This window comes from Streptomyces sp. NPDC057638 (assembly GCF_042800315.1).
GTDB lineage: Bacteria > Actinomycetota > Actinomycetes > Streptomycetales > Streptomycetaceae > Streptomyces.
In genome coordinates this window covers 1-23,048 of record NZ_JBHVHF010000108.1, presented here as the reverse complement: position 1 = coordinate 23,048, position 23,048 = coordinate 1, and the positions used below count along the sequence as shown (strand labels likewise).

The following is a 23,048-nucleotide window of genomic DNA, read 5'->3' as shown; positions in this document are numbered from 1 at the left end:
CGGGGCCCGGCCTTCCGGGCCCCGCGTCCCGGTGCGGTGGGGCTCCGCCTGGCCGGGGGTTCCTCCACGCGGTCGTCCGGGTGCGGCTGGGCTCCGTCTGGTCGGGGGTTCCTCCACGCGGTCGTCCGGGTGCCGGGTGCGGTGTTGGTGGGTTCTGTTGTGTGCGGTCCGCGGGGGGTGGTTCCGTCGCTTCCGTTGCGTTGCGTCTGCGGGGTTCGGTGGCCTCCGGGCTCACCTCCTCGGGAGCGGCGGATGAGACGCCCCTGTCCGGTGAGGCCGGGTTTCGCCGCCACTCCCTGCGGGGGCGACCCTGCACCCCCCGAACGTGCCCGCTGGCCCCCGGCTGGGGTGGTGACGGTTGGTGGAACCGTGACGGTCGTCGACTTCTCGGCGGGGGCGGGAGCGGCTCCGTGTGACGGTTCGGCCCCGCCGGGGCCCGGTGGTGAGGGGCGTCACCGCCGAGAGACAGTTATGCAGACGTTGTCCGGGTGGGTTGTGGGGGTTGGCGTCCGGCAGGGTAGCGTCGGTTCTGCCATGGAACTTGCCTACATTCCCAGCCCGTCGAGCGGCGCGATCCAATTGGGCCCGCTGCCGCTGCGAGGCTATGCGCTCTGCATCATCATCGGTGTCTTCGTGGCCGTCTGGTACGGCAACAAGCGCTGGGTCGCCCGGGGCGGTAAAGCCGGCACCGTGGCCGACATCGCCGTCTGGGCTGTGCCCTTCGGCCTGGTCGGCGGGCGTCTCTACCATGTGATCACCGACTACCAGCTCTACTTCAGCGAGGGTGAGGACTGGGTCGACGCCTTCAAGATCTGGCAGGGCGGGCTCGGGATCTGGGGGGCCATCGCGTTCGGCGCGGTCGGCGCGTGGATCGGCTGTCGTCGCCGGGGCATCCCGCTTCCGGCCTGGGCCGATGCCGTCGCCCCCGCCATCGCGTTCGCGCAGGCGATCGGGCGCTGGGGCAACTGGTTCAACCAGGAGCTCTATGGAAAGCCCACCGATCTGCCCTGGGCGCTGAAGATCTCCGAGGGGCCGAACCGCGAGGCGGGGCTCTACCACCCGACGTTCCTCTATGAGTCGCTCTGGTGCATCGGGGTCGCCGTGCTGGTGATCTGGGCCGACCGCCGGTTCAAGCTCGGACATGGGCGGGCGTTCGCGCTCTATGTCGCCGGGTACTGCGCGGGCCGGGTGTGGATCGAGTACATGCGGGTCGACCAGGCCCATGAGATCTTCGGCCTGCGGCTCAATGTCTGGACGTCGATCATCGTCTTCGTCCTGGCGGTGCTCTACATCGTGATCTCGGCGCGGATGCGGCCGGGGCGCGAGGAGGTCGTCGAGCCGGAGCGGGGTGCGGCGCGGCCCGCCGCCGGGAAGGCCGCCGAGGCGGAGAGCGAGGTCTCCTTCGCGGATCTGGCGGAGGACGCCGAGGCCACGGAGGGCACTGCGGGAGCGAAGGACGGGAAGGCCGCCGAGAAGCCGGACGGGGAGGCCGTGGCGTCCACGGACACGGTCTCCGGTGAGAAGGACGCCCCGGAGGCGAAGGCCGTCGAGGGTGAGCGGGGCGCGGCCGCGGACGCGGGGTCCACGCCCAAGGGCTGACCACCACGGGGAAGAAACGACGAGGCCGTCAGGGTTGTCACCCTGGCGGCCTCGGTCATGTCCGGTGTCGTGTCCCCGGGGTGAGTCGGGAATCGACGCGGTATGTCCCGGGTCGTGGCCCTGAGGTCATTCGGCTACTGTCCGCGATCATCCCTGGTCCGGCCAGGTAAGTACGGCCTGCCTTGCTAGCGCGCCCCTTACGTCGCGCGTATTTTCGATGATGTTCGAGGAGGGCGGAGCAGTCGGTTCCGTTCGGGGGAGCCGTCGTGTGCCACAGCGCGCGGAAGGCCGTACGGATCAGGGGAGAGACGTGTCGATCATCGAGACCCAGGCGCCGCTGCACGAGGCGCACCGCGACAACCACACCCACCGCGATGTCAACGGCGGCTGGCTGCGCCCGGCGGTCTTCGGCGCGATGGACGGGCTGGTCTCCAATCTGGCGCTCATGACCGGTGTCGCGGGTTCGCAGGTCGCGCCGCAGACGATGGTGATCACCGGACTCGCCGGTCTCGCGGCGGGCGCCTTCTCGATGGCGGCCGGTGAGTACACCTCCGTCGCCTCCCAGCGGGAGCTGGTCCAGGCCGAGCTGGAGATCGAACGGCGGGAGCTGCGCAAGCACCCGGTGGACGAGATGGAGGAGCTGGCCGCCCTCTATGTGGCCCGTGGGGTGGAGCCCGCGCTGGCCCGCGAGGTCGCGATGCAGCTGTCCCGCGACCCGGAGCAGGCGCTGGAGATCCACGCCCGCGAGGAGCTGGGGATCGACCCCGACGATCTGCCCTCGCCGATGGTGGCCGCGGTGTCGTCCTTCGGATCGTTCGCGCTGGGCGCGCTGCTGCCGGTGCTGCCGTATCTGCTCGGCATGACGGCGCTGTGGCCCGCCGTGGTGCTGGCGCTGGTGGGGCTCTTCGGCTGTGGGGCGCTGGTGGCCCGGGTGACGGCGCGCAGCTGGTGGTTCAGCGGGCTGCGGCAGCTGGTGCTGGGCGCGGGTGCCGCGGCGCTCACCTACGGTCTGGGAGCCGCCTTCAACGCGGCGTTGTAGCCGGGGCGGCGGCGCGTTCCAGGGGCCCGCCCCGGCCCCTTGTGCTGTGGCGCTCGCGCCGAGGCGGTGCCGGCCGTCTCCCGGAGTCACGCTGCGTCCCCCTCGCGTTTCCGCCGGGTGTCAGGGCCGGTTCGGCCCCTTGCCGTACGGGTCCGCCCTGGCCGGAGCGGGGGCGGTCACCGGGAAGACCGGACCGTTCGCCGGGCGTGACGGGGGAGTGGACGGGCCGTGGCAGGGTGGCCGGGAGTAGCCCTCATCCGCCGGTTTCGAACTCACTTCCAACGGGCATGAGCCGAAGGCGCCGCAGGCAACGTCGCCCGCTCCGCAACGGTCCCGTGGACACCGATCCGTCCGACGGCGATCCCATCCCCGCCACTCGCGCGATGTCCGCATGCTGGAATGATTTATCCACTTCCCGAGAATGATTCCATCATGTAACCTGCACGAAATTTCGCGGAGGGCCAACGTCGTCCCTCGGCACAGCACGATGCCACGACGACGACGGGAGAGCCGATGCGTTCCGACGCCTGGTCGCCCATGGATGGTCGCCCCGCTCCGCAGGGGATGTACGACCCCCGCAATGAACACGACGCCTGTGGTGTCGGGTTCGTGGCCAACCTGACCGGTGTCGCCAGCCATGAGCTGGCCGAACAGGCCCTCACGGTCCTGCGCAACCTGGAGCACCGCGGCGCCACCGGCTCCGAGCCGGACTCCGGTGACGGCGCCGGGATCCTGCTCCAGGTGCCCGATGTCTTCCTCCGCGAGGTCGCCGGTTTCGAGCTGCCCGCGGCCGGTTCGTACGCCGTCGGCATCGCGTTCCTGCCCGTCGCCGGGACCGAGGACGCCGTCTCACGGATCGAGACGATCGCGACCGGGGAGGGGCTCACCGTCCTCGGCTGGCGCGAGGTCCCCGTCGCGCCCGATCTGCTCGGCGCCTCCGCCCGCTCGACCATGCCGGTCTTCCGCCAGCTCTTCGTCGCCGACGGCCGCAGCGAGGGCATCGCACTGGACCGCAAGGCGTTCGTGCTGCGCAAGCGGGCCGAGCGGGAGGCCGGGGTCTACTTCCCCTCGCTCTCCGCCCGGACCATCGTCTACAAGGGCATGCTCACCACCGGGCAGCTGGAGCCCTTCTTCCCGGACCTCTCGGACCGCAGGCTCGCCACCGCCGTCGCGCTGGTGCACTCCCGGTTCTCCACCAACACCTTCCCGAGCTGGCCGCTGGCCCATCCGTACCGCTTCGTCGCCCACAACGGTGAGATCAACACCGTCAAGGGCAACCGCAACTGGATGCGCGCGCGGGAGTCACAGCTGGTCTCCGACCTCTTCGGCGCGGGCGAGCTGGAGCGGATCTTCCCCGTCTGCACCCCGGACGCCTCCGACTCGGCCTCCTTCGACGAGGTGCTGGAACTGCTCCACCTCGGCGGGCGCTCGCTGCCGCACGCGGTGCTGATGATGGTCCCCGAGGCGTGGGAGAACCACGACTCCATGGACCCGGCCCGGCGTGCCTTCTACCAGTTCCACTCCACGATGATGGAGCCCTGGGACGGCCCCGCCTGTGTCACCTTCACCGACGGCACCCAGGTCGGCGCGGTCCTGGACCGCAACGGGCTGCGCCCCGGGCGGTACTGGGTCACCGACGACGGGCTCGTGGTGCTCTCCTCCGAGGTCGGTGTCCTCGACATCGACCCCGCCAGGGTGGTCCGCAAGGGCCGGCTCCAGCCTGGCCGGATGTTCCTGGTGGACACCGCCGAGCACCGGATCATCGAGGACGACGAGATCAAGTCCACCCTCGCCGCCGAGCAGCCCTACGGTGAGTGGCTGGACGCCGGGATCATCGGGCTGGGCGATCTGCCCGAGCGCGAGCACATCGTGCACACCCACGCCTCGGTCACCCGCCGCCAGCAGACCTTCGGCTACACCGAGGAGGAGCTGAAGGTCATCCTGGCGCCGATGGCCAGGACCGGCATGGAGCCGATCGGTTCCATGGGCACCGACTCGCCCATCGCCGCGCTCTCCGAGCGCCCCCGGCTGCTCTTCGACTACTTCACCCAGCTCTTCGCGCAGGTCACCAACCCGCCCCTGGACGCGATCCGGGAGGAACTGGTCACCTCGCTCCACTCCACGCTGGGCCCCCAGGGCAATCTGCTGGAGCCGACCGCGGCCTCCTGTCGCAGTGTGACCCTGCCCTTCCCGGTGATCGACAACGATGAGCTGGCCAAGCTCATCCACATCAACGCCGACGGCGACATGCCCGGGATGAAGGCGGTCACCCTCTCCGGTCTCTACCGGGTCAGCGGTGGCGGGGACGCGCTCGCCGCCCGGATCGAGGCCATCCGCGGCGAGGTCGACGCGGCCATCGAGTCCGGTGCCCGGCTGATCGTCCTCTCCGACCGGCACTCCGACGCCGAGCACGCGCCGATCCCCTCGCTGCTGCTCACCTCCGCCGTGCACCACCACCTCATCCGTACCAAGCAGCGCACCGAGGTGGGGCTGCTGGTCGAGGCGGGCGATGTGCGCGAGGTCCACCATGTCGCGCTGCTCATCGGCTACGGCGCCGCCGCCGTCAACCCGTATCTGGCGATGGAGTCGGTGGAGGACCTGGTCCGCGCCGGGACCTTCATCCAGGACATCGACGCGGAGCAGGCCATCCGCAACCTGATCTACGCGCTGGGCAAGGGCGTGCTCAAGGTGATGTCCAAGATGGGCATCTCCACCGTCGCCTCCTACCGGGGCGCCCAGGTCTTCGAGGCCATCGGCCTGGACCAGGCCTTCGTCGCCACCTACTTCGACGGCACCACCAGCAAGATCGGCGGCGCCGGGCTCGCGGTCATCGCCGACGAGGTCGCGGCCCGGCACGCCAAGGCCTACCCGGTCTCCGGGATCGCCCCCGCCCACCGGGCGCTGGAGATCGGCGGCGAGTACCAGTGGCGCCGCGAGGGCGAACCGCACCTCTTCGACCCGGACACCGTCTTCCGGCTCCAGCACGCCACCCGTAACCGCCGCTACGACATCTTCAAGCAGTACACGGACCGGGTGAACGAGCAGTCCGAGCGGCTGATGACCCTGCGTGGGCTCTTCGGCCTCGACTCCGGCCGCGCCCCGGTGCCGCTGGCGGAGGTCGAGCCGGTCTCCGCGATCGTCAAGCGGTTCTCGACCGGTGCCATGTCGTACGGATCCATCTCCCGCGAGGCCCACGAGGTGCTCGCCATCGCGATGAACCGCCTCGGCGGCAAGTCCAACACCGGTGAGGGCGGCGAGGACCCCGACCGCCTCTACGACCCCGAGCGCCGCTCCAGCATCAAGCAGGTGGCCTCCGGCCGGTTCGGCGTCACCAGCGAGTACCTCGTCAACGCCGACGACATCCAGATCAAGATGGCCCAGGGCGCCAAGCCCGGCGAGGGCGGCCAGCTGCCCGGCCACAAGGTCTACCCCTGGGTGGCCAGGACCCGGCACTCCACTCCCGGCGTCGGACTGATCTCCCCGCCGCCGCACCACGACATCTACTCCATCGAGGACCTCGCCCAGCTCATCCACGACCTCAAGAACGCCAACCCGAAGGCCCGGATCCACGTCAAGCTGGTCTCCGAGGTCGGCGTCGGCACGGTCGCGGCGGGCGTCTCCAAGGCCCACGCCGACGTGGTGCTGATCTCCGGCCATGACGGCGGCACCGGCGCCTCCCCGCTGACCTCGCTGAAGCACGCGGGCGGCCCCTGGGAGCTGGGTCTCGCCGAGACCCAGCAGACCCTGCTGCTCAACGGGTTGCGGGACCGGATCGTGGTCCAGACCGACGGCCAGCTCAAGACCGGCCGCGATGTCGTGATCGCCGCGCTGCTGGGCGCCGAGGAGTTCGGCTTCGCGACCGCGCCGCTGGTGGTCTCCGGCTGTGTGATGATGCGCGTCTGCCACCTCGACACCTGCCCGGTCGGCATCGCCACCCAGAACCCGGTGCTGCGCGAGCGCTTCTCCGGCAAGGCCGAGTACGTCGTGAACTACTTCGAGTTCATCGCCGAGGAGGTCCGCGAGCTCCTCGCCGAACTCGGCTTCCGCACCCTGGAGGAGGCCGTCGGCCACGCCGAGATCCTCGACACCGAGCGGGCCGTGCACCACTTCAAGGCGCAGGGTCTCGACCTCGCCCCGCTCTTCCATGTGCCGGAGCTGCCCGACGGCGCCGTCCGCCACGCCCTCATCGCCCAGGACCACGGACTGGAGAAGGCGCTCGACAACGAGCTGATCAAGCTCGCCGCCGACGCGCTGGCCGCGGAGTCCGCCGAGGCCGCGCGGCCGGTGCGGGCCCAGGTGGCGATCCGTAACATCAACCGGACCGTCGGCACCATGCTCGGCCATGAGGTCACCCGCCGGTTCGGCGGCGCGGGCCTGCCCGACGACACCATCGACATCACCTTCACCGGCTCCGCCGGGCAGTCCTTCGGCGCCTTCCTGCCCCGGGGCGTCACCCTGCGGCTGGAGGGCGACGCCAACGACTACGTCGGCAAGGGCCTCTCCGGCGGCCGGGTCGCCGTCCGCCCCGACCGGGGCGCCGAGCACCTGGCCGAGTACTCCACCATCGCGGGCAACACCATCGCGTACGGCGCCACCGGCGGTGAGCTGTTCCTGCGCGGGCGCACCGGCGAGCGGTTCTGCGTCCGCAACTCCGGCGCCACGGTGGTCTCCGAGGGCGTGGGCGACCACGGCTGTGAGTACATGACCGGTGGCCATGCCGTCGTCCTCGGCGAGACCGGACGGAACTTCGCAGCCGGTATGTCCGGCGGTGTCGCGTACGTCATCGACCTGGACCGGGACAACGTCAACGCCGGGAACCTCGCCGCGATCGAGCCGCTCGGCGAGGCCGACGAGCGGTGGCTGCACGACGTGGTGCGCCGTCACCACGAGGAGACCGGCTCCACCGTCGCCGAGAAGCTGCTCACCGACTGGGCCGCCGCCCGCGCGCGCTTCAGCAAGATCATCCCGACCACGTACAAGGCCGTGCTCGCCGCCAAGGACGCCGCTGAGCTCGCCGGTCTCTCCGAGCGCGAGACCACCGAGAAGATGATGGAGGCGGCAATCCATGGCTGATCCCAAGGGCTTCCTGACCACCGGGCGCGAGGTCGCCCAGACCCGCCCGGTGGCCGAGCGTCTCAAGGACTGGGACGAGGTCTACGTCCCCGGCTCCCTGCTGCCGATCATCAGCGAGCAGGCCGGGCGCTGCATGGACTGCGGCATCCCGTTCTGTCACAACGGCTGTCCGCTCGGGAACCTGATCCCCGAGTGGAACGACTACGCCTACCGGGACGACTGGCGCGCCGCCTCCGAGCGGCTCCACGCCACCAACAACTTCCCGGAGTTCACCGGCAGGCTCTGCCCCGCGCCCTGCGAGGCCGCCTGTGTGCTGGGCATCAACCAGCCCGCCGTCACCATCAAGAACGTCGAGGTCTCCATCATCGACAAGGCGTGGGACTCCGGGGACGTCACCCCGCAGCCGCCCGAGCGCCTCTCCGGCAAGACGGTCGCCGTCATCGGCTCGGGCCCGGCCGGGCTCGCCGCCGCCCAGCAGCTCACCCGCGCCGGTCACACCGTCGCCGTGTACGAGCGGGCCGATCGCATCGGTGGACTGCTGCGCTATGGCATCCCCGAGTTCAAGATGGAGAAGGTGCACATCAACCGCCGGATCGAGCAGATGCGGGCGGAGGGCACCAAGTTCCGTACCGAGGTGGAGATCGGCCGGGACATCGACGCGGCCCAGCTGCGCCGCCGCTATGACGCGGTCGTCATCGCGGCCGGGGCGACCGTCTCCCGCGATCTGCCGGTCCCGGGCCGGGAGCTGAAGGGCATCCACGTCGCGATGGAGTACCTGCCCCTGGCCAACAAGGTGCAGGAGGGCGACTTCATCGCCCCGCCGATCACCGCCGCGGGCAAGCATGTCGTCGTCATCGGCGGCGGTGACACCGGTGCCGACTGCGTGGGCACCGCGCACCGCCAGGGCGCGGCCTCCGTCACCCAGCTGGAGATCATGCCCCGGCCGGGCGACGAGCGCTCCGCCGGTCAGCCCTGGCCGACCTTCCCCATGCTCTACAAGGTCACCTCGGCCCATGAGGAGGGCGGTGAGCGGGTCTACTCCGTCTCCACCACCCACTTCGAAGGCGACGCCGACGGTCAGGTCCAGGCGCTCCATCTCGTCGAGGTCGAGTTCACCGACGGCCGTCCGGTCCCCAAGCCGGGCACCGAGCGCCGGATCCCGGCCCAGCTGGTCACCCTCGCGATGGGCTTCACCGGCACCGACCAGTCCAACGGTCTCGTCCAGCAGTTCGGTCTTGAGCTGGACCAGCGCGGCAATGTCGCCCGGGACGCGGACTTCGCCACCAACGTCCCCGGTGTCTTCGTCGCCGGGGACGCGGGCCGGGGCCAGTCGCTGATCGTCTGGGCCATCGCCGAGGGCCGCTCCGCGGCGCGCGGCGTCGACCGCTACCTGACGGGTGCCAGCGACCTCCCGGCGCCGGTCCGTCCCACGGACCGCGCGCTGACCGTCTGATCCGCCGGGCGGCTGTCCCGCCGCCCGGCCGTCTGATACGTTTCGCCCTTGCTGGTGCTTCGGCGCACCGGCCCCCTCTCGTCCCGTACAACGGAGTACGGAACTGAACGCGGCGCCCCCCTGTCCCCGACCGGACTACGGGTGGGCGCCGCGGCGCGTTCCGGGACGGTTCTCAGCGCTCCCGGGCCCCCGCCGCCGTCGGCTCCCCTGATCCGGGCACGGGTACGGGCACGGATACGGGGGTGATCGCGTCCCGCCGCGACGGGCGGGCCCGCAGCAGCCGGGCGACCAGCGCGACGGCCAGGGCCAGCAGCAGCGCCACCGCCAGCAGCACGGTCCGCCAGGCATCGGTGAACTCGCCCGCGCGCTCCGCGAGCTGGCCGGTCGCCACCCGGCCCGCGAGCGCCGGATCGCCCAGCCCCGACTCGACCAGGCTCAGCAGCGCCGCGCCGAAGCCCGCGAGGACCAGGGCGCCCGCGCCACCGCGCGCCGTGCTCAGCAGCCCCGACGCCATCCCGACCCGGGCGGGGTCGACCGCGCCCAGGGCCTGCGTCTCCACCTGGCCCAGGGCCAGCCCGTTGCCGATGCCGATCAGGATCAGCGGGACGGCGAGCCGGGCCACCCCCGCGTCCGGGCCCAGCGCCAGCGCCAGCGTCAGATTGCCCAGGGCGGACAGGGTCAGCGCCCCCACCAGCAGCAGCCGGGGCGCCAGCCCCCGCCCGGCCAGCCAGGTGCCGACGCTCGGGAGGACGAAGACCGGCACGGTCGCCAGCAGCATCACCAGACCCGCGTCCCCCGTGGTGAGACCGCCGGTGCCCTGGAGGTAGGCGGGCAGGAAGACCAGCACCCCGGTCGCGCCCGTCGACAGGAAGACCGCGCCCACCAGCCACCCCCGGAAGGTCCGGTTCTGGAACAGCTCCAGCCGCAGCACCGGATGCGGACTGCGCCGCTCCACCCGGACGAAGAGCACCAGCAGCGCGGCCCCCGCCAGCAGCGGGCCCAGCACCGCCGGGCTGGCCCAGCCCGCGTCCGCGCCCCGGGTGATCGCGAACATCACCAGCGCCTGGCCCGCGATGAACGTGATCACACCCGGCCGGTCCACCGTGGGACGCTCGGGGGCACGGGACTCCGGGATCAGCCGGGTCGCGGCCAGGATCACCAGCGCGGCGACCCCGAAGAAGACAAACGCCGCCCGCCAGCCGAAGCCGCCGATCAGCCAGCCGGAGAGGGTCGGGCCGGCGGCGATCCCGATTCCCGCGACCGAGCCCACGGCCGCGAAGACCCGGGCCCGCGCGGGCCCCTCGAACATCGTCGCGAGGATCGCCACCCCGCCGGTCATCAGCCCGGCGCCGCCGACGCCCGTGACGGTCCTGGCCACATCCAGGACGAGGATGCTCTGGCTCGCGGCGCCCGCGAGGGTGCCGGCGGCGTAGAGGGCCAGGCTGAACGAGAAGACCCGGCGCCGTCCCAGCAGATCGCCGAGGGACCCCGCGACGAGCATCACCGACGAGGCGGCGAGGACATAGCCGGTGACCACCCACTGCAGGGCGGGGCCGGAGGCGTCGAGGTCCTGGCCGATGGTGGGGAGGGCGAGGGCGGTGCCGGTCATCTGCATGGGGAAGACGAGATAGGAGAGGAGGAGGGTGCCGAGGGTGAGTGCGCGGCGTGTGATCCAGGGTGGCTTCATACGCCCCACGCTCCTTCCTCAACCAAACATGAGGTCAAGGCCCGCCCCCTGCGGGCCGCGGGGCGCTCAGGGGAGAAGCGTGGCGCGGCAGGTCGCGGGGGTGCCCCAGGCGTCCCGCAGGGGGCGGGCCTTGCGGAGCCAGAGCGAGAGGTCGAGCTCCGCGGTGTACCCGATGGCCCCATGGAACTGGAGCGCCGCCCGCGCGGCCCCGTACGCCGCCTCCCCCGCCCGTACCTTCGCCGCGGCCACATCCCCGGCGTCGAACGTGACCGCCGCCCCGAACACCAGCGCCCGCGCGAACTCCAGCGCGATCAGCGTGTCCGCGAGCCGGTGCCCGACCGCCTGGAAGGAGCCGACGGGCACCCCGAACTGCCGTCGCTCCTTGACATAGGCGACCGTACGGTCGAGCAGCGCCAGCCCGACGCCCAGCGCCTGCGCGGCGGTCAGCAGCCGCGCCATCCGCGCGGCGCGGGCGGCGGCGGCCCGTACGCCGGGTCCCCCGGCGAGGAGTTCGCCGCCGTCCAGCGGCCGGGCCAGCCTCCGCACCGGGTCCTGGGAGACGCGTACGGCCCCGCCGCCGGGCGCCAGCCGCAGCAGCGGGCCGTCCTCCTCCACCACCAGCACCGCCGCCGTGTCGGCGTCCAGCGCGTACGGTCCTTCTCCCGCCAGGACGAGGGTGTACGGATCGCCCGCGAGCAGCCCCGGCAGCAACCGGCGCGCGACGGCGGGGCACTCCGCCCCGGCCAGGAGTACGGCGGCCGCGGCGGTCTCGACCAGCGGGCCGGGCACGGCGTGGCGCCCGAGCGCGGTGAAGGCGACGGCCAGATCCACGGGGAGGAGTCCGGCGCCGCCGTGTTCCTCGGGCACGGCGGGCACGAAGAGCCCCGCCGCCGCGAGCCGGGACCACAGCGCCAGCCCGGGACCGGTCTGCCCGGCGCCCCAGGCGCGGGCGGCGGCCGGGGTGTCGGCGGCGCCCAGCAGCGCGTCGAGGGCCTCGCCGAACGCCTCCTGCTCGGGGGTGAGGAGGAAACGCATCAGCGCCGCCCCTTCGGCAGGCCCAGCAGCCGCTCGGCGATGATGTCCCGCTGGATCTCGTTGGTGCCCGCGTAGATCGGGCCCGCCAGCGCGAAGAGATGGCCCTCGGCCCAGGGGGTGTCGGCGAACTCCCCGTCCTCGGCCAGCAGATCGAGCGCGGTCTCATGGAGGGCGAGGTCCAGTTCGGACCAGTGCACCTTGGTGAGGGAGGAGAGGGGGGACGGCGCTGACGGGGCGCGCCGCCCGGGGTCGGCCAGCGCCCGGCTGGCGGCCGCCCAGACGAAGAGCTGGTAGGCGCGGGCGCCGATGACCGCGTCCGCGACCCGGTCGCGCAGCGCCGTGTCACCGGTACGGCCCGAGGCGCGCCACAGGGCGGTGAGGCGGGCGGCGGCGGCGAGATAGCGGCCGGGGGAGCGCAGGGTGAGCCCCCGCTCGTCGGCGGTGGCGTCCATGGCGATCCGCCAGCCGTCGCCGGGTGCCCCGATGACATCCCGGTCGGGGACGAAGACCTCGTCCAGGCAGAGTTCCGCGAAGGCGGGCTTGCCGTCCAGCCGCCCGATGGGGTGGACCGTCACCCCCGGCGCGGTGAGGCCGAACATGACGGAGATCAGCCCCTGGTGCGGCCGTCCGGCCTCCGGGTCGCACCGGAAGAGCCCGAACGCCCGGTCCGCGAAGGCCGCCCGGGAGGACCAGGTCTTGCGTCCGCTCAGCAGCCAGCCCCCGGTGGTGCGGTCGGCCCGGGCCCGCAGGGACGCCAGATCGGAGCCCGCCTCCGGCTCGGACCACGCCTGCGCCCACACCTGTGCGCCGCTCGCCATCGGTGGCAGGATCCGGGCCCGCTGTTCCGTCGTGCCGTGGGCGAGGAGGGTGGGGGCGAGCAGGCTGATGCCGTTCTGGGAGACCCGGCCCGGCGCCCCCGCCGCGTGGTACTCCTCCTCGAAGACGAGCCAGTGTTCGAGATCGGCGCCCCTGCCTCCGTACTCCTTCGGCCAGGAGACCACCGACCAGCGGTCGGCGGCGAGTTCGGCCTCCCAGGCGCGGTGGGCGGCGAAGCCCTCGCGGGTCTCCAGGGACGGCAGGGGCCGGGCGGGGGTGTGGGCGGTGAGCCAGGCGCGGGCCTCGGCGCGGAAGGCCAGGACGTCGGGGGAGTGGCGCAGGTCCATATCCCTGTCCCTATCCCTGTCCCTATCCCTGTTCATACAGACACCGATCCTTCCCTAACAAGTGTTTGGTAGGTTAGCGTGCCCCCGTGACGGAGAACAGGGAACGCGGCGCGGGCGAGGCGGCGCCTCTGCCGAACCGGCCCCCGGCGTACATCCCCGCCCACGGGCTGCTCGCCGGACGCACCGCCGTGATCACCGCCGCCGCCGGGGCGGGCATCGGCGCGGCCACCGCCCGGCGGTTCCTGGAGGAGGGCGCCCGGGTGCTGGTCAGCGACGCGCACACCCGTCGGCTGACGGAGGCGGCGCGGGCGCTGACGGAGGAGTTCGGCGGCGACGCGGTCGGCGCGCGGCCCTGCGACGTGACGGACGAGACCCAGGTGCGGGCCCTGTTCACGGCCGCCGCCGAGCGCCACGGCGGTCTGGACATCGTCGTCAACAACGCCGGGCTCGGCGGCACCACACCCCTGGTCGACATGGACGACGACCAGTGGCACCGGATCCTCGACGTGACCCTGAACGGCACCTTCCGCTGTGTCCGCGCCGCCCTGCGCGCCTTCCGCGCCACCGGGCGCCCCGGAGTGATCGTCAACAACTCCTCCGTACTGGGCTGGCGCGCCCAGGCGGGCCAGGCCCACTACGCCGCCGCCAAGGCCGGGGTCATGGCGCTGACCCGCTGTGCCGCCGTCGAGGCCGCCGCGTACGGCGTCCGCGTCAACGCCGTCGCGCCGAGCCTCGCCCGCCACCCCCATCTGGTGAAGGTCACCACCCCGGAACTCCTCGCCGAACTCACCGCGCGCGAGGCGTTCGGCCGCCCCGCCGAACCCTGGGAGGTCGCCAACACGATCGTCTTCCTGGCCAGCGACTACGCCTCGTACCTCACCGGGGAGACGCTGTCGGTGAGCGGACAGCGCGCGTAGGGATGGCGGGGATGGGGGAGGGCGCGGTGGGATGGCGGTCCGGGGAGGGCGCGGTGGGGATGGGGGAGGGCGTGTGGGGATGGCGGTCCGGGGAGGGTGCGGTGGCACCGGCGGGGTTTCGCGCGGCGGACAATGACCCCGTGCCGAACAAGAAGAAGCCCCAGGTGACAGGCGCCCCCGAGCGGCGCCGTGAACTCCTCGGCCTCGCCGCCGAGGTCTTCGCCGAACAGGGCTACAACGCCACCACCGTCCGCGAGATCGCCGACGCGGCCGGGATGCTCGCGGGCAGCCTCTACTACCACTTCGACTCCAAGGAGTCGATGCTCGACGAGATCCTCTCCTCCTTCCTCGACGAACTGTGGGCCGGGTACGACACGGTGCTCGCCGCCGCCCTCGGCCCCCGCGAGACCATCGAGGCGCTCGTCACCGAGTCCTTCCGTGAGATCGACCGCCACCGGGCCGCCGTCGCCATCTACCAGAGGGAGTCGCGGCATCTGGCCGCACTGCCCCGGTTCCAGTACCTCACCGTCTCCCAGCGGCGGTTCGAGGAGACCTGGCTCGGCACGCTGGAGCGCGGGGTGGCCGAGGGGGTCTTCCGCGCCGGTCTGGACACCCGGCTGACGTACCGGTTCGTCCGCGACACCGTGTGGGTCGCGGCCTCCTGGTACCGGCCGGGCGGACGGCTCGGCCCCGAGGAGATCGCCCGCCAGTATCTGACGATGGTGCTGGACGGGATCGCCGAACGCGCGCCAGTGAGCCAGTGAGCCACTGAGCCACGACGACACGCCCGGCCGGGCGGGGAGGAGCGGACCATGGGAGAGGCGTATGTCATCGAGGCGGTCCGCACCCCCGTCGGCAGACGCGGCGGCGGGCTCTCCCGGATCCACCCCGCCGACCTCGGCGCCCATGTCCTGACCGCGCTCATCGAGCGTTCCGGGGTCGATCCGGCCGCCGTCGACGATGTCGTCTTCGGCTGCCTGGACACCGTAGGACCCCAGGCCGGGGACATCGCGCGGACCGCCTGGCTGGCGGCCGGACTGCCGGAGCAGGTGCCCGGTGTCACCGTCGACCGCCAGTGCGGCTCCTCCCAGCAGGCGGTGCACTTCGCCGCCCAGGCCGTGCTCTCCGGCACCCAGGACCTCGTGGTCGCGGGCGGGGTGCAGAACATGTCGATGGTCCCCATCGCCTACGCGGCACGCGACGCGGCCGTCCCGCTCGGCCTCACCGAGGGCCCGTTCGCGGGCAGCGAGGGCTGGCGGGCCCGCTACGGCGACCGGCCCGTCAACCAGTTCCACGGCGCCGAACTCATCGCCGCGCACTGGCGCCTCACCCGCGGCGAGCAGGAGGAGTTCGCGCTCCGCTCCCACCGCCGTGCCCTGCGCGCGATGGACGGGGGACGTTTCGTACGGGAGATCGTGCCGTACGGGGAGACAGCGGCCGACGAGGGGCCGCGCCGCGACACCGGCCCGGAGCGGATGGCCGCCCTGGCGCCGGTCGTCCCGGGCGGCACCATCACCGCCGCCTGCTCCTCCCAGATCTCCGACGGCGCGGCGGCACTGCTCCTCGCCGGCGAACGCGCCGTCCGCCTCCACGGTCTGACCCCGCGCGCCCGGATCCACCACCTCTCGGTCCGGGGCGAGGATCCGGTACGGATGCTCTCGGCCCCGATCCCGGCGACCGCGCACGCGCTGGCCCGCACCGGCATGTCCATCGACGACATGGACCTGGTCGAGATCAACGAGGCGTTCGCGCCGGTCGTCCTCGCCTGGCTGAAGGAGACCGGCGCCGACCCGGCCCGGGTCAATGTGAACGGTGGCGCCATCGCGCTGGGGCATCCGCTGGGGGCGACGGGGGCGCGGCTGATGACGACGCTCCTGCATGAACTGGAGCGGAGCGGGGGGCGGTACGGGCTCCAGACGATGTGCGAGGGCGGGGGCCAGGCGAACGTGACGATCGTGGAGCGGGTGTGAGGGCTTCGGGCTCTGTGCGGGGGTCGCGGGCTGACGGCCCTGGCTCTCTGCGGGGCTGTGGGGGTCCGGGGGGCCGGTTCTGAGGGACCGGTTCTGCCAGGCCGGGGGGCTGAGCCTGGCGGTCCCGGTTCTGAGCGGCCGGGGGCTCAGGTCCTGAGGGGCTCAGGTCCCGAGGGGGAGGTGTCGCGGCCCTGAGGTCCGGGGGCGGTCCCGCGCCCCCGGACCTCCCGTCGTGCGGGGCGGCCGGTCCGGGTCAGCGGTGGGACCGCTCCGGCAGTCCGATCGGGTTCGGGAAGCGCAGGGTCGCCGCCACCGCGTCCGAGAGCGGGATCAGCGCCTCGCTCAGCCGGGTCAGGTCCCCGGCCCGCGCCCAGGGCCGGGCGGCGGCGGTCTCCGTGGCCTCCTCGACCGAGGTGTGCAGGCGTGTCCCCTCCTCGGTCGCCCGTCCGTCGGCGGCGAGCAGTCCGCGCTCGGTGAGCCGGGCGGTGGCCGCGTCCCACTCCGCGTCGGTCCAGCCCCGGTACGGCTGGAGTTCGGAGCGCGGCAGATCGATACCGGTCCGCAGGACGAGGATCTCGCAGCCGTCGAGATCGGCCGCGATCTGCGCCGCGACATAGCCGTCGCCCCGGTGTTCGCGCAGCACGGTCGTGGCGTGCCAGAGCCGCTCCAGCGGGGCCGTGGGCCAGGGCAGCGCGGTGTTGGCGGCGGCGAGGGCACGTCCGGCGCAGTCGGGCGCGGTGGCGGGGACGGTGAGCAGACCGGCCGCCTCCTCGATCCGCTCCTCATGCCCCGCGAGCAGTCGTGCGAGCGCGGCCCGCGCCCCGGTGAGCCGCAGCTCCAGGGCCTGTTCGGGAGTGACGGTCCGCCATACGGAGGGAACGGAGCGGGCGACCATCGCGGGGGCGTAGGAGCAGAACGCGGCGGTGACGGTGGCGGGTTCGGCGGGGCCGAGGGGGGCGGCGCGCCCGGCGAAGTACCCGTCCCAGAAGCCCTTCAGGCCCGCCTCCTCGAAGGCGGCGAGCGCCTCGGGGGAGAAGTAGGTGACGGAATGGATGGGTTCGAAGAGGGTCCACAGGTCGCGGGGGGTGATGACCATGGTGTCAGCGGCAGACGTCATGCCGGGCATTGTGCCGGGCGGAGTGTCTGAACAAATCCGTTCATATCCCTGTGGAAGCCGCAGACCCGGAGTGAAGATCACCCCTATGGACAGACAGTCAATTGACACGACGATAGCGAGCGCCGGGCGCACCCGCCGCGCACGCGCCCCGCACTCGGGTGGCGCGGTCAGGGGTGTGGTGGTGCTGCCCTGGGTGGTGTGATGGCCGGGCCGAGTGCGGCGGGGTGGCGGGCCCAGGCGCGGTGCTGCGGCGGCAGGCCCGGTGGTGCGGCGCCGGGTCAGGTGCGGTGCGGCGGCGGTAGGCGGCGCAGGGTGGCCTCGGCTTCGTCGATGACCCGTGAGACGAGTTCCGCGCAGCTCGGCAGGTCCGTGATCGCCCCCGCCACCTGCCCGGAGGCCATCACCCCCAGATCGGTCCGCCCCTCCACCATCGCCGCCCGCAGCAGCATGGGGGTGTTGGCCGCCAGCAGTACCTGGCTCCAGCTCAGCTCCCGCCCCGCCCGCAGTGCGCGGGCGTCCCGGAGCATGGCCGTGCGGCTGAGTCCCGAGAGCCGCCGGAAGCGGGCGGCGTGCCATAGGGCGGTGAGGAGGGCGCGGACCCGGCCGCGCCGTTCGAGGGCGGTCACCAGTTCCGTACGGAGCATCCGGTGCGGCAGGCCGTCCACGGCGCGGGTGACGGTCACGTCGGTGACGGTCGCGGCGAGATAGCGGGCCTTGACCGGGTCCGGAACGGTGGAGTCGGAGGTCAGCAGGAAACGGGTGCCCATGGCGATACCGGAGGCCCCGAGGGCGAGCGCGGCGACCAGGCCCCGGCCGTCATGGAACCCCCCGGCGGCGATGACGGGGATGTCCACGGCGTCGGCGACCTGGGGGACGAGCACGGTCGTGGCGATCTCGCCGGTGTGCCCGCCGCCCTCCCCGCCCTGGACCAGCACCGCGTCGGCGCCCCACGCCGCCACCTTCTCGGCGTGGCGGCGGGCCCCGGCGGAGGGGATGACGACGACGCCCGCGTCCTTGAGTTCGGCGATGAGGTCACGGGTGGGAGCGAGGGCGAAGGAGGCGACCCGCACCCCCTCCTCGATGAGGATCCGCACCCGGGCGCGGGCGTCGGAGGCGTCGGCGCGGAGGTTGACCCCGAACGGCGCGTCGGTACGGGAGGCGACCTCGCGGACGGCGCGGCGCAGCTCGTCCGTGGTCATGGTCGCCGAGGCGAGGATGCCCAGGGCGCCCGCCCGCGCGGTGGCGGTCACCAGCCGGGGCCCGGCGACCCAGCCCATGCCGGTCTGGACGATGGGATGCCGTACCCCGGTGAGGTCGGTCAGCGCGGTCCGCATCGGCGCGACGCCTTTCGTGAGCGGGGGCTGGCGGTGGCGGCCGCTCGGAACCTGTGGTTCCCCTGCGACGAGCGGTACGAGCGGTACGAGCGGTACGAGCGGTACGAGCGGTACGAGCGGTACGAGCGGTACGGGCCGTACGAGCTGCGTGGGCTGTACGAGTCGTGTGTGCCGTGTGTGCCGTCGGCGTCATGAGGGCACCTCCCGTTCGCGCCGCCCCTCCGGGTCCAGCTCCGTACGGATCAGCCGCAGCTCCTCCGGGGTCGGCTCCCGGGTGACCGGGGCCGGGACGCCCGGCGCGTCGCCCGCGAGCGGGAAGCCGGTCGCCGCGCGGACCCGGTCCAGGGTGACCCCAGGGTGGAGGGAGACGATCCGCAGGGTGCGGTCGGGGGTGGCGAAGTCGAAGACACCCAGGTCGGAGACGACCCGGCGGAGATCGTGGTAGCGGGAGGCGCTGGGGCCCGCCGCTTCGGCGCGGTCATGGCCGACCCCGCAGACCAGGTCGACGCGGGCGACGAGGACCCGTGGCGAGTGCCGGGGGATCCAGTAGCTGACGGGGTGGTTGAGGGTGTTGACGGGTGCGCCGCGCATGCCGAGGAGCTGACGGCGGGGGCGGTGCCAGTCGCCGATGACGGAGATGTTCTGGTTGCCGTGGCGGTCCAGCTGGGAGGCGCCCATCATGACGTGGCGCCGCCCCCCGGTGACCAGGTCCAGATGGCGGCGGTAGGGGAGCCAGCCCTCGGTGTGGCCGTCGGGGCCGGTCAGCAGCGCCTCGCCGTCGGTGAGGAGGAGGTCGGGCGCGAAGGTCCGCCGTGCCAGCCGGGCCCCGAGTGCGGGGATCACCCCCATGGGGCTGGCGAGCACCTCGCCGTCGTCGCGCCAGACCTCGGCACAGGCGACCACACACACCTCGGCGCGGGTGACGGTCCCGGCCGGTCCGGTCGTCGCCGCGCTGTCTCCACTCATGGATCCGTCTCCTCGTGCCAGTCGGCGACCGCGCGCCGGTACGCGGTCTCGCTGCCGCCGCCGAGGAAGCGCCCGGCGAACTCGTCCCAGGGTGTGGCCGCGTACAGGGCCTGGAAGGGCTCGTCCCGGCCGTGGTCGGGGGCGCAGGAGGTGAAGTGCGCGCCGCCCGGCGCCTCGACCACGCCGGTCACGGTGTGCCGGGGGATCAGCAGCGTCTGCGGCACGGCGTCCGCGAAGCCGTCCACGAGCGCCTCACAGGAGAGGTAGGCGGAGTCGGCGGCGGCGCAGAAGAGATCGTCGAAGTAGGGGTCGGGCCCCAGGTACTGGCCGTTGCCCCGCCGGTCGGCCCGGTTGACGTGCACCAGGGCCGCGTCCAGCCGCAGGGCGGGCACGGCGGTGAACTCCTCGCCGTCCTCGTACGGGGAACGGACGGTGCGCAGCTCCGGGTTGATCCGGAGTACGTCGGAGCCGAGCCCGGCCCGTACCGGGAGGAACGGCAGCCGGTGGGCGGCGGCGCGCAGCCCCCACAGGAACATGGCCTCGTCGTACTCGGTCAGCGCGAGCGCGCCCCGCTCCCGGGCGGCGCGGTAGTGGGGCTCCAGGGGAATGGAGTCCAGGGTGACGAAGGGGCTGATGAGACGCCGGATCCGCCCGGCGGCGGCGAGCATCCCGACGTCCGGGCCGCCGCAGGAGACCACGGTGAGATCGCGGACCGGCGAGCGGAGCACCGCCCGCACCAGCGCCATGGGCTTGCGCCGGGAGCCCCAGCCGCCGATCCCGAGCGTCATCCCGGACCACAGCCGGGCGGCGACCCCGTCGGGAGTCATACGCTTGCCGGTCAGACCGGTCGCGGGCCGCGTCGCGTCGGTCATGGCTCGCTCCGCTCGGCGGGGCCGGGCGCCGTCGTGCCCTCGTCCGCTCCCGTACGAGCGGTACGGGGGGCACGGGGGCTGTCCGCCGCGCCGAACCGGTCGCGGACCCGGGCCCCCACCCCGCTCAGCGCCGCCTCGAAGGTGAAGCCCTGCTCGTAGCGGTAGCCGCGCCGGACGTCCACCGGGTCGATGCCGTTGAGGGCGGCCTTGGCCAGCCGTACCAGCTCACCGTCCTTCGCCGCGATCTCCGCCGCCAGCTCCAGCGCCGCCGCCGGGAGCGCGGCCCGGGGCACCACCCGCCAGACCGAGCCATGGGCGCGCAGCTCCTCGGCGGTCACCGTGCGCGCGGTGAAGTAGAGGGCGCGCATCAGGTGCTGGGGCACCAGCCGGGCCAGATGGGTGGCGGCGCCGAGCGCGCCCCGGTCCAGCTCGGGGAGGCCGAAGGCGGTGCCCTCGGCGGCGACGATGGCGTCGGCGTTCCCGGCGAGTCCGATCCCGCCGCCGAGGCAGTAGCCGTGGACAGCGGCGACGACCGGCACCTCGCACTCGTACACCGCCGCGAACGCCTCCGCGCAGCCTCGGTTGACCCCGAGGAGCGCGCCGGGGTCGCGCTGTAACTCCTTGATGTCCACGCCCGCGTTGAAGCCCCGGCCCGCCGCGTCGAGGACGACACAGCGCACCGACGGGTCGCGGCCCGCCGCGCGGACGGTGTCGGCCAGGGCGTACCAGACGGCGACGGGAAGGGCGTTGACCGGTGGATGGTCGACCGTGACGGCGCGGACCCCCGGGGCGGGGTCCGAGGTGGAGACACCCATGACAGGATCAGCTACCTTTCCACCAAACGTTTGTTAGGTGGAAGGTAGCAGCGGATGGAGCTGGACGGGAGGGTCGTGGTGGTGACCGGCGGGACCCGGGGCGTCGGCGCCGGGATCGCCCGCGCCTTCGTACGGGCCGGGGCCCGGGTCGTCGTCTGCGCCCGGCGGCCACCGGAACGACCCGTCGACGGCGCCGCGTTCCTCCCGCTCGACCTGCGCGACCCCGACGCCACCGAGGACTTCTTCACCACCGTCGCCGACCGCCACGGACGCCTGGACACCCTCGTCAACAACGCGGGCGGAACCCCCTTCCGGCTGCTCACCGACGCCGGAGCCGCCCGCCACGCCCGGGTCCTGGAACTCAACCTCACCACCCCGCTCACCGCCTCCCTCGCCGCCCACCCCCATCTGCGGGCGGCCCGGGGCTCGATCGTGATGATCGGCAGCGTCAGCGCCACCCGCCCCTCCCCGGGCTCGGCCGCCTACGGCGCCGCCAAGGCCGGACTGGAGAGCCTCGCCCGCTCGATGGCGGTCGAGTGGGCCCCGGAGATCCGGGTCAACACCCTGGTCGTCGGCATGGTGCGGACCGCGTCCGCGCACCTCCACTACGGAGACGCCGAGAGCCGCTCGGCCGTCGCCCGGACCGTGCCGCTCGGCCGTCTCGCCGAGCCCGCCGACGTCGGTGACGCCGCCGTCTTCCTCGCCTCGCCGCGCGCGGCCTATGTCACCGGGGCCTCGCTACTGCTGCACGGAGGCGGGGAACGCCCCGCCTTCCTCGACGCCACCCGCCGGAGCTGAGGGAGCTGACGCCATGGGCAGGACAGGACTGTGCGAAGGACGCGTGGTCGTGGTGACCGGCGCGGGCCGGGGCCTCGGCCGGGCCCACGCGCTCGCCTACGCCGCCGAGGGGGCCAGAGTCGTCATCAACGACCTCCCTGACCCCGCCGGGTCCCCGGCCCGCAGGGTCGTCAACGAGATCCGCGCGGGCGGCGGGGACGCCCTCGCCCATGAGGGCGACATCGCCGCCGACCCGGGGGCCGCCGACCTCATCGGCGCCGCCCTGCGCCGCTGGGGGCGCGTCGACACCCTGGTCAACAACGCCGGGACACTGCGGGACCGGATGCTCGTCAACCTCGCCGAGGACGACTGGGACTCCGTCCTGAAGGTCCATGTCACCGGCTCCTTCCTGCCGCTGCGGCACGCCGCCGAGCACTGGCGGGAGCGCGCCAAGCGCGGCACCCCGGTCAGCGCCCGGGTCATCAACACCACCTCGGGCGCCGGACTCCTCGGCAGCGTCGGCCAGGCCAACTACGCCGCCGCGAAGGCCGGGGTCATCGCCCTCACCCTGGTCGCCGCCGCCGAACTCGCGCGCTACGGCGTCCAGGTCAACGCCATCGCCCCCGTCGCCCGCACCCGGATGACCGAAGCCGCCTTTCCCGGCCTTGACGCACCACCGGAGGACGTCTCCCCGCTGGTCGTCTGGCTGGGCTCGGCGGCGAGCGACGGGGTGACCGGACGGGTCTTCGAGGCGGAGTCCGGCCGGATCAGCGTCATGGAGGGCTGGCGCCGCGGCCCGACGGCCGAGAGCCCCATCCGCTGGACCCCGACGGCCGCGGGCGAGACCGCCCGCACCCTGCTGGCCCGCTCGGAACCACCGGGAACGGTGTACGGGGCGGGGTGAGTCACCGGAACCACGGACTCCTTAACGTCTGGCTGATACGGAACGGTTCCATCCATCCAGAATTCAGGTACTCACCCCTACTGACCTGAGTACCTTTCCCCAGCAGGGTTGAGCAATTGGGCAGCGGTGGAGGGTCAGGTCGGCTGGATACCGTCGTTGCCATGAACACCAACCAGACCTTCTCCGACGACAACCAGACGCCGTGATTTTCGCGGTTGCTCGCCTCCGGGGCGCTTTAGTCGAGATTCTCAGGCTCGACGTGCTCAGCCGCTCGTTCCTCGCGGCTTCCGCGCGACTCGCCTGAGAACTCGACGCGCCCCTTTGGCT

Annotated in this window: 18 protein-coding genes; 10 read left to right on the top strand and 8 right to left on the bottom strand. The window is 73.1% G+C overall.

Annotated elements, in window-relative coordinates; genetic code table 11:
* Positions 1 to 534: 534 nt before the first annotated feature.
* The 4 genes from lgt (at position 535) to ACFVIM_RS16880 (ending at position 9,164) form a co-directional block, all read left to right on the top strand.
* Positions 535 to 1,599, top strand: coding sequence for a prolipoprotein diacylglyceryl transferase (gene lgt / locus ACFVIM_RS16895; protein ID WP_384301795.1), 1,065 nt, complete (start codon positions 535 to 537; stop codon positions 1,597 to 1,599).
* 310 nt (positions 1,600 to 1,909) lie between these two features.
* Positions 1,910 to 2,638 (top strand): VIT1/CCC1 transporter family protein, encoded by a 729-nt coding sequence (locus tag ACFVIM_RS16890; RefSeq protein WP_384301793.1) that lies wholly within the window; start codon positions 1,910 to 1,912, stop codon positions 2,636 to 2,638.
* 513 nt (positions 2,639 to 3,151) lie between these two features.
* Entirely contained in the window at positions 3,152 to 7,711 is a 4,560-nt protein-coding gene (gltB, locus tag ACFVIM_RS16885; RefSeq protein ID WP_384301791.1) for a glutamate synthase large subunit, read from the top strand.
* Positions 7,704 to 9,164 (top strand): glutamate synthase subunit beta, encoded by a 1,461-nt coding sequence (locus ACFVIM_RS16880; protein ID WP_384301789.1) that lies wholly within the window; start codon positions 7,704 to 7,706, stop codon positions 9,162 to 9,164. The genes gltB and ACFVIM_RS16880 overlap by 8 nt, the downstream gene beginning before the upstream one ends.
* Before the next feature lie 172 nt (positions 9,165 to 9,336).
* Here ACFVIM_RS16880 and ACFVIM_RS16875 read toward each other — a convergent pair whose 3' ends face one another.
* The 3 genes from ACFVIM_RS16875 to ACFVIM_RS16865 all read right to left on the bottom strand — a co-directional run bounded on the left by ACFVIM_RS16875 (position 9,337) and on the right by ACFVIM_RS16865 (position 13,049).
* Positions 9,337 to 10,851, bottom strand: coding sequence for an MFS transporter (locus ACFVIM_RS16875; protein ID WP_384301787.1), 1,515 nt, complete (start codon positions 10,849 to 10,851; stop codon positions 9,337 to 9,339).
* Between the two features lie 66 nt (positions 10,852 to 10,917).
* Positions 10,918 to 11,886, bottom strand: coding sequence for an acyl-CoA dehydrogenase family protein (locus tag ACFVIM_RS16870; protein WP_384301785.1), 969 nt, complete (start codon positions 11,884 to 11,886; stop codon positions 10,918 to 10,920).
* Entirely contained in the window at positions 11,886 to 13,049 is a 1,164-nt protein-coding gene (locus ACFVIM_RS16865) for an acyl-CoA dehydrogenase family protein (protein ID WP_384301783.1), read from the bottom strand. The genes ACFVIM_RS16870 and ACFVIM_RS16865 overlap by 1 nt, the downstream gene beginning before the upstream one ends.
* Before the next feature lie 86 nt (positions 13,050 to 13,135).
* Here ACFVIM_RS16865 and ACFVIM_RS16860 point away from each other — a divergent pair, with 86 nt between their 5' ends.
* The 3 genes from ACFVIM_RS16860 to ACFVIM_RS16850 all read left to right on the top strand — a co-directional run bounded on the left by ACFVIM_RS16860 (position 13,136) and on the right by ACFVIM_RS16850 (position 15,936).
* Positions 13,136 to 13,966, top strand: a complete 831-nt coding sequence (locus ACFVIM_RS16860; RefSeq protein ID WP_384301781.1) for an SDR family oxidoreductase — start codon at positions 13,136 to 13,138, stop codon at positions 13,964 to 13,966.
* A 140-nt stretch (positions 13,967 to 14,106) separates the two neighbouring features.
* Positions 14,107 to 14,730 carry a TetR/AcrR family transcriptional regulator gene (locus tag ACFVIM_RS16855; protein ID WP_384301779.1) on the top strand — a complete coding sequence of 208 codons (624 nt, stop codon included), beginning with the start codon at positions 14,107 to 14,109 and terminating at the stop codon, positions 14,728 to 14,730.
* A 48-nt stretch (positions 14,731 to 14,778) separates the two neighbouring features.
* Entirely contained in the window at positions 14,779 to 15,936 is a 1,158-nt protein-coding gene (locus ACFVIM_RS16850) for an acetyl-CoA C-acetyltransferase (RefSeq protein ID WP_384301777.1), read from the top strand.
* A 253-nt stretch (positions 15,937 to 16,189) separates the two neighbouring features.
* Here ACFVIM_RS16850 and ACFVIM_RS16845 read toward each other — a convergent pair whose 3' ends face one another.
* Positions 16,190 to 17,053, bottom strand: a complete 864-nt coding sequence (locus ACFVIM_RS16845) for a hypothetical protein (RefSeq protein WP_384301775.1) — start codon at positions 17,051 to 17,053, stop codon at positions 16,190 to 16,192.
* Positions 17,054 to 17,331: 278 nt separating this feature from the next.
* A complete protein-coding gene (locus ACFVIM_RS16840) occupies positions 17,332 to 18,387 on the bottom strand; it encodes an NAD(P)H-dependent flavin oxidoreductase (RefSeq protein WP_384301773.1) in 1,056 nt (351 codons plus the stop codon).
* A gap of 33 nt (positions 18,388 to 18,420) precedes the next feature.
* Between ACFVIM_RS16840 and ACFVIM_RS16835 the strand changes: the two genes are divergently transcribed.
* Positions 18,421 to 18,582 carry a hypothetical protein gene (locus ACFVIM_RS16835; RefSeq protein ID WP_384301772.1) on the top strand — a complete coding sequence of 54 codons (162 nt, stop codon included), beginning with the start codon at positions 18,421 to 18,423 and terminating at the stop codon, positions 18,580 to 18,582.
* Here the strand turns inward: ACFVIM_RS16835 and ACFVIM_RS16830 are convergent.
* The 3 genes from ACFVIM_RS16830 to ACFVIM_RS16820 are packed head-to-tail and all read right to left on the bottom strand — an operon-like array spanning position 18,577 to position 21,040.
* On the bottom strand, positions 18,577 to 19,353 hold the full coding sequence (locus tag ACFVIM_RS16830; RefSeq protein WP_384301770.1) for a CoA-transferase subunit beta: 777 nt from the start codon (positions 19,351 to 19,353) through the stop codon (positions 18,577 to 18,579). The genes ACFVIM_RS16835 and ACFVIM_RS16830 overlap by 6 nt on opposite strands.
* A complete protein-coding gene (locus ACFVIM_RS16825) occupies positions 19,350 to 20,195 on the bottom strand; it encodes a CoA transferase subunit A (protein WP_384301797.1) in 846 nt (281 codons plus the stop codon). Before ACFVIM_RS16825 ends, ACFVIM_RS16830 begins: the two co-directional genes overlap by 4 nt.
* Before the next feature lie 26 nt (positions 20,196 to 20,221).
* The gene (locus ACFVIM_RS16820) at positions 20,222 to 21,040 is read right to left on the bottom strand and encodes an enoyl-CoA hydratase family protein (RefSeq protein ID WP_384301768.1); all 819 of its coding nucleotides are present in this window, start codon (positions 21,038 to 21,040) and stop codon (positions 20,222 to 20,224) included.
* Between the two features lie 54 nt (positions 21,041 to 21,094).
* Between ACFVIM_RS16820 and ACFVIM_RS16815 the strand changes: the two genes are divergently transcribed.
* Together ACFVIM_RS16815 and ACFVIM_RS16810 are read left to right on the top strand one after the other, a co-directional pair.
* Positions 21,095 to 21,838, top strand: a complete 744-nt coding sequence (locus ACFVIM_RS16815; RefSeq protein ID WP_384301766.1) for an SDR family oxidoreductase — start codon at positions 21,095 to 21,097, stop codon at positions 21,836 to 21,838.
* Between the two features lie 13 nt (positions 21,839 to 21,851).
* On the top strand, positions 21,852 to 22,721 hold the full coding sequence (locus ACFVIM_RS16810) for an SDR family oxidoreductase (RefSeq protein ID WP_384301764.1): 870 nt from the start codon (positions 21,852 to 21,854) through the stop codon (positions 22,719 to 22,721).
* Positions 22,722 to 23,048: the final 327 nt, after the last annotated feature.